The organism is Sphingomonas sp. (assembly GCF_036387535.1).
GTDB lineage: Bacteria > Pseudomonadota > Alphaproteobacteria > Sphingomonadales > Sphingomonadaceae > Sphingomonas_R.
This window is the reverse complement of the sequence record NZ_DASVTO010000135.1, coordinates 1-6,531: the sequence shown is the minus strand read 5'-3', so window position 1 is coordinate 6,531 and position 6,531 is coordinate 1. Positions and strand designations below refer to the sequence as shown.

Annotated in this window: 6 protein-coding genes and 1 pseudogene; 2 read left to right on the top strand and 5 right to left on the bottom strand. The window is 66.7% G+C overall.

The window, feature by feature from the left end; translation table 11 throughout:
- Together VF649_RS12695 and VF649_RS12690 are read left to right on the top strand one after the other, a co-directional pair.
- A pseudogene (locus VF649_RS12695) lies at positions 1 to 1,094 on the top strand (DNA mismatch repair protein MutL); the annotation flags it as partial.
- 64 nt (positions 1,095 to 1,158) lie between these two features.
- Positions 1,159 to 1,368, top strand: coding sequence for a hypothetical protein (locus tag VF649_RS12690; RefSeq protein WP_331012324.1), 210 nt, complete (start codon positions 1,159 to 1,161; stop codon positions 1,366 to 1,368).
- Between the two features lie 107 nt (positions 1,369 to 1,475).
- Here VF649_RS12690 and VF649_RS12685 read toward each other — a convergent pair whose 3' ends face one another.
- The 5 genes from VF649_RS12685 to VF649_RS12665 all read right to left on the bottom strand — a co-directional run.
- Positions 1,476 to 2,777, bottom strand: a complete 1,302-nt coding sequence (locus VF649_RS12685; RefSeq protein WP_331012323.1) for an MFS transporter — start codon at positions 2,775 to 2,777, stop codon at positions 1,476 to 1,478.
- Positions 2,778 to 2,839: 62 nt separating this feature from the next.
- On the bottom strand, positions 2,840 to 4,003 hold the full coding sequence (locus VF649_RS12680; protein WP_331012322.1) for an N-acetyltransferase: 1,164 nt from the start codon (positions 4,001 to 4,003) through the stop codon (positions 2,840 to 2,842).
- A gap of 4 nt (positions 4,004 to 4,007) precedes the next feature.
- Positions 4,008 to 4,715 carry a sterol desaturase family protein gene (locus tag VF649_RS12675; RefSeq protein ID WP_331012325.1) on the bottom strand — a complete coding sequence of 236 codons (708 nt, stop codon included), beginning with the start codon at positions 4,713 to 4,715 and terminating at the stop codon, positions 4,008 to 4,010.
- A gap of 194 nt (positions 4,716 to 4,909) precedes the next feature.
- Positions 4,910 to 6,004, bottom strand: coding sequence for an LPS export ABC transporter permease LptG (lptG, locus tag VF649_RS12670; protein WP_331012321.1), 1,095 nt, complete (start codon positions 6,002 to 6,004; stop codon positions 4,910 to 4,912).
- Positions 6,001 to 6,531: LptF/LptG family permease (locus VF649_RS12665; RefSeq protein ID WP_331012320.1), on the bottom strand; the 531-nt coding region annotated here is incomplete at its 5' end. The genes lptG and VF649_RS12665, both read right to left, overlap by 4 nt.

The window sequence follows — 6,531 nt, the reverse complement described above, 5'->3', positions numbered from 1 at the left end:
ATCATGTCCGTGGCACCGTGACGCTGGGCGGGGTTGCCGGGTTGCCGACGTTCCACCGCGGAATCGCCGATCACCAGTTCCTGTTCGTCAACGGCCGGCCGGTGAAGGACCGGTTGCTGGTGGGGGCGGTGCGTGCCGCCTATCAGGACCTGCTGGCGCGCGACCGGCATCCGGTGCTGGCCTTGTTCATCGACCTGCCGGGCGACGAGGTCGACGTGAATGTCCATCCGGCGAAGACCGAGGTCCGGTTTCGCGATCCGGGGCTGGTGCGCGGGCTGATCGTCGGCGGATTGCGCGCAGCACTCGATGCAGCCGGGCATCGCAGCGTGCAGCGCCCGTCCGCCGCGGCGCTCGGCAGCTGGCAGGCGGAACCGATGACACCGTCCTGGGCACCGGCATCAGCGGTGTCGACCGCAGCGCGGCAGGGATCGGTGTGGGATGCGCGGCCCGATTATCGCCCCGAACCCGCCGGGCGCGCCGAATATGCCGCCGCGCCGCCGCCGGAGCCGGTGGCGCATCCGCTGGGCGTGGCGCGGGGGCAGGTGGCGGCGACCTATATCGTGGCGGAGGCGGCGGACGGGCTGGTGCTGGTCGATCAGCATGCCGCGCATGAACGGCTGGTGCTGGAACGGATGCGCGCGGCGATCGCCGACGGCGGAGTCGCGCGACAGGCGCTGCTGCTGCCGGAGGTGGTGGAGCTGGAGGAGACGGCGTGCGACCGGCTGGAGGAGCGCGCGGGGGAATTGGTGGCGTTCGGGATCGAGCTGGAACGCTTCGGCCCGCGCGCCGTGCTGGTCCGCGCGACCCCGGCGCTGTTGGGTGCGGGCGATGTCGCCGGGCTGATCCGCGACCTGGCCGACGATCTTGCCGCGTTCGATACGGCGCTATCGCTGCAGGCCCGGCTCGACCTGATCGCGGCGACCATGGCCTGCCACGGATCGGTGCGGGCGGGGCGGCTGCTATCGGTCGCGGAAATGAACGCGCTGCTCCGCGAAATGGAGGTCACGCCGCACAGCGGCCAATGCAACCATGGCCGCCCGACCTGGGTGAAGTTGCAACGCGGGGATCTGGAGAAGCTGTTTGGGCGGAAGTGAGGGCAGGCGTGACCGCGGTATTTGCCCCCTTGGAGGCATTCCCATTGGTGATCATGTTGCCTCAATGCCGATCGCCGAAGAGAACTCTTTGCCCAAGACTGATGCCGATTATTACGGCTTCGTTCTCACCGGCCTGTTTGGCGTTATCGACGACGCGGAGGCTTCAAGCTGCGATCCGGCTGGTATCGCGCTTCTATGTGAGGCGCGTGAGCTGTTCTGGATGGAGTTCCAGCAGCGGTATCCGGGCGCTTGGGACGAGAAGCCCAAGGTCTGAAAAGCACCAAAAGTCATTCCCTAGGAGCGATCTTGAGCACGATTGCGGCTTGCAATTTTACTGGCTGGAGGTTCAACGTCTGCTCTTCGCCCAAGAAGACGTGACCGCTAAATCCGCACTCCGGGGCTCAGCCGTACGATGCTGCACAGGCCTGCCACGACCGTGAGTCCTGCTGCGACCAGCGCCGGCGTTGCCCCGCTCGCCCCGAACGCCAGCAGGCCGGCGACCAGGGTGGCGCCCAGGGTCTGGCCGGTGAGGCGGGTGGTGGAGATGAGGCCGCCGGCGGAGGCGGCGCGGTCGCGGGGGGCGGCGCCGATGATGAGGCGGGCGTTGGGGGAGAGGAACAGGCCGAAGCCGGTGCCGCACAGCATCATGCGCCAGGTGACGTCGAGATAGTCGGCATGGGCAGGGAGGAAACCGAGCAGCAGCAGCGCCACCGTCGCGATGGTCATGCCGATGCCGCCGAGCAGGGCGGCGGGGAAGCGATCCGACAGGACACCGGCGAGCGGGGCGACCACCATCGTCGTCAGCGGCCAGGGCGCGATCATCGCGCCGATCTCGCCCGGGCCGAAGCCGAAATCATGCTGGAGCCGGAACGGCAACGACAGGATGAGCGTCATCGACGCGATGAAGGCGGTGAGCGCCCCGGCGGTAGAGAGCGCGAACACCGGCTTGCCCAGCAGATCGACCGGCAGGATCGGGTTGGGCCGGTGGCGTTCGCGCTGGACGAAGATCTTGCCGATCAGCAGACCGGCCGCGATGATCGCGGCCGAAACGACCGGCGAGGAGCCGTGCACGGCGCTTTCGATGCCGGATATGGTCAGCCCGAACGCGGCGGCGCACTGCACCGCGCCCAGCACGTCGTAGGGCAGGTCGCGCGGTTCGGGATCCGGCAGCGCGCGGCCGATCAGCAGCGACAGCAGCGCGAAGGGCGCGGCGATCGCGAACACCCAGGGCCACGGCGCGATGCCGAGGATGAGGCCGCCGAGCGTGGGGGCGAGCGCGGCCGAACTGGACACGACCACGCTGTTGATGCCGAGCCCGCGGCCGAGTTGCGCGGGGGGGTAGATGGCGCGGACCAGCGCGGAGGACACCGACAGCGCGGCGGCGGCACCCAGCGCCTGCACCGCGCGCACGACCAGCAGGAAGGGGAGGCTGCGCGCGAAAAAACAGAGGATGGTCGCAACGGCGAACAGCGCCTGCCCATATTGATAGAGCGTCCGGTGCCCGATCCGATCACCCAGCGCGGAAAAGGGGAGCAGCGTCATCACCAGCACCAGCTGATAGACGCTGACCACCAGCACCGCCTCCGCCGAACCGACGCCCAGATCGCGCGCGATCGTGGGCAGCGCGATGGTGGCGATCGCGCCGTCCAGCACCACCAGCGCGGTGCCGAACGAGACCGCCACGATCGCACGGTAGCGCCGCGGGACCGGAAGGCCCGCGCCCGGCGGAGGGGGCGTCTCCGTCGTCAGAGACGCTTCTCATAAATGCGATAGGTCTTGTTGATGCGCGTGCGCAGCGCATCGGCGATCGAGCGCATCCCCTGATTATCCTCCAGGATCCAGCCGATTTCCCCGCGGGTCGCGCCATAATTGGCGACTGAGGCGCGGCGGATATATTCGATCATCATGAAGGCCAGCTGGCTGGCGAGCCGCGTCGCCTGCATCCGCTTCACCACGCCCATCAGCGGCACGCGCATCGTGCGGACCTTAGGCTTGCGGAGCCGCCAGAGCAGCTTCGCGAAACCGAACGGGAACAGCCTGCCGTTGAGATCGGCGGTCAGTTCGTTCAGGTCGGGCAGCGTCATCATGAACGCGACCGGTTCGCCCTCCACCTCCGCGATCATGATGAGGTCTTCGAACACGATCGGCTTCAGCTTCTTGCCGGCATAGGCGATTTCACTGTCGGTCAGTGGGACATAGCCCCAGTTGTCGGACCAGGCATCATTGAGGATGCCGAGGATCAACGCGGCTTCCTGCGCGAATTTCGATTTGTCGACCTTGCGGATGGTGATGCGCGGATTGCGTTCGCCGGACGCCACGATCCGCTGGATCAGGGGCGGCATATCTTCGGTGATGTCGAGTTCGTAGGCGTACAGATCTTTGACGCCGGTATAGCCGGCGGCCTCGACATAGCCCTGATAGGCGGGGAGATGATGCCCCATCATCACCGTCGGCGCATGATCATGCCCGTCGACCAGCAGGCCCGGCTCATCCCACACCGACAGGCTGAACGGCCCCATCACATGCCGCACCTCGCGCCGGCGGAGCCAGTCCTCCGCCGCGGCGATCAACGCAGCGGCGGTATCCGCATCCTCCGCCTCGAACATGCCCCAGTGGCCTACATCGGCACCGCCGCCCTGTTCGGGCGGCATGGCGGACACCAGCCGGTCGACCTGGGCGGAGATGCGGCCCGTTACCCGGCCGCCACGCCGCGCGATCAGGAATGCCGCGGTCGCATGTTCGAACCACGGATTGCGGCCGGGCGTGATCAGCCCCAGGATCTCGTCCCTCAGCGGCGGAACCCAGGCCGGATCGTTCGCATAGAGCCGGAACGGCAGGTCGACGAACGCCTTGCGGTCCGCGTTCGTCCGAACTTCCGTGATGACGATGCCGGCGGGGACGGACGCCATGGGCTCAGCCCCGGATGCGCGTGGCGGGGTGGCTCATCTTCACGCCGCCCGACAGTTCGCCGACAAAGGGATATTGCTCGGCAACCTCGGGCGTATAGCCGAGATTGAAGACGGTCGGACTCTTCTTCCGTTCGCTGACGCGGTTGTAGAATGTGCCGAACAGCTTGTCCCAGAAATAGCTGGTGATCCCGAAATTGCCGGTTTCGTCATGGAAATGATGTGCCATGTGCCGCGACTTCATCGCCGCGAGCCAAGCATTCTTGGGCTTGTAGGCCAGATGCTGGATACAGTGGCAGAATTCATAGAAGCAGGTGGTGAGCAGCCCGGTCGCCAACGCCGCGCAGGCGCCGCCGAAGCCGCCGATCAGCCAGCCGATCGGCGCGGTTGCCACCGCGATCGTCGGCAGGGTGGTGTGGAGCGCGCCGAACAGGACCTCCAGATGATTGGGATCCTGATGATGATCGTAATGGATCCGTTTCCAGGTCGGGGCCAGCGCCCTGGACTTCCACATCCATTTGCTGTGCAAGACGAAGCGGTGCAGGACATACCAGGCGAGCGGATAGACGATGGCCGCGAACAGGATCGCGGCCAGGGTCGGGAGCAGCGACGCCGGACGCCACGCAAACGCGCCGATCGCCACCGCCGACAGCAGCAGATAGGCGATGATCGCCGGATATTGGAAATAGGCGACCACCAATTCGCCCAGCGTCATGCGGTCGAGATGGTGGCGTTGGCTCCAGAATCCGGCGCGGGGCGTGTCGATCGTTTTCACAGGCTCGGTCCTTGGCTGAACACGGTGCGGGCTGTCATCCGCAGGCCGTTCAATATGGCTCCGGCTCATCGTTCCGCAATATGGCGGTTTTCAGGCGCGTTCGGTTCGATCCGCGGCAGGCGCCCGCAGGCCGCTCATTCCTCCGTGCGGACCAGCACCGCCTCCCCGATCAGCAGGAACAGCAGGAACGGCGCCCATGCTGCCAGCCAGGGCGGGTAAGCGCCGAGATTGCCCATCGCGAGCGCGAAATTATCCGCGACGAAATAGGTGAAGCCAAGCGCCATGCCGATCACGGCGCGCAGGAACAGCCGCCCCGATCGCGCGAGGCCGAAGGCCGCCACGCCCGCCAGCAACGGCATCAGGATGGCGGACAAGGGCCCCGAAATCTTGTGCCACAACCCGGATTCCAGCGGTCCGGTAGGGCGGCCGGCGGCGTGGAGTTCGGCGATGGCGGCGCGCAGGTCCAGGAAGGAGCGCTGGTCCGGCTGGACATCGGCCAGGGTGAAGCGATCGGGCGTGACGCCTTGCGCAATCCGGTAGCCGGGCGCTGGCCGGACCAACCCCGAGGCAACGTCAAAACGGCTGGCGCGATCAAGCACCCAACCGCGGCCCTGCTGGTGCGCGGCGACGGCAGTCACGATCGATTTGAGCAGCCCGCCGGTGCGATCATAGACGGTCACGCCGCGCAGGACGGTAGCGGACCCACGCCCCGTCACTGCATCGGCATGGACCAGATCGTCACCATCGCGCACCCAGACATTGACGACCACCCCACGATCGGCGGGGATCGGGCCGTAATCGGCCGCCTGCCAAGCGGCCAGGGTCGCGGATGCGCGGGTGACGATGCGGTCGTTGAACGCAAAGGAGATGGCGGCGACACCGATGCTGGCGATGATCAGCGGTGCCAGGATCTGATGCGCGGACACGCTGGCTGCCTTCATCGCGATGATTTCGCTATTCTGGTTGAGCGTGGCAAGCGTGATGAGCGTGCCGAGCAGCACCGCGAACGGCAGGAAGCGCGCCACGATCTGCGGCGTGCGCAGCGAAACATAGGTCCAGAGCTGCGCATCGCCATTGCCCGGATGTGCCAGGATGTCGCCGGATTCGCCCAGCAGGTCGAGCGCCATCAACACCAGCACCAACGCCGCCAATACGGCCAGGCTGCGCACCAGAAACGTGCGCGCCATATAGATGGTGATGGTGCGCGATCCGAAGAAGGACAGGTTCATGACACGGCATCCGGATTGCGACGGCGGGTCCAGCGACGGACGGTCGCGCCGATCTTTGCGAATACGCGTTCGAGCGCACCGATCGGCTGCCCCCCCGGCACGTGCGCGACCATATGATACATCCACCAGGTCAGACCCGCGAACGCCAGGAACGGGATCCACAGTGCGAGGATCGGATCGACACGCCCGAGCGTCCCGAGCGCAGAGGCATATTCATTGATCTTGTGTTGCGTCACCAGCAGCACGATCGCCAGGAAGACGCCCAGCGCGGACGAGGAGCGTTTCGGCGGAACGGCAAGCGCCACCGCCAGCAGCGGCAGCAGGAACATGGTGGCCACCTCGACCAGGCGGAAATGATATTCGGCGCGCAGCGCGTTGCGGGTCGCGGGCGTCGTCGCGGGAAGCCGGGACACGCGCGACAGTTCGGGAATCGTCATTTCCCGATCGCGACCGCCGCGTTGGCGGAAGGAGTCCATCTTCGGCAGATCGATCGGCAGATCATGCGCGACGAAGCTGAGCACGCGCGG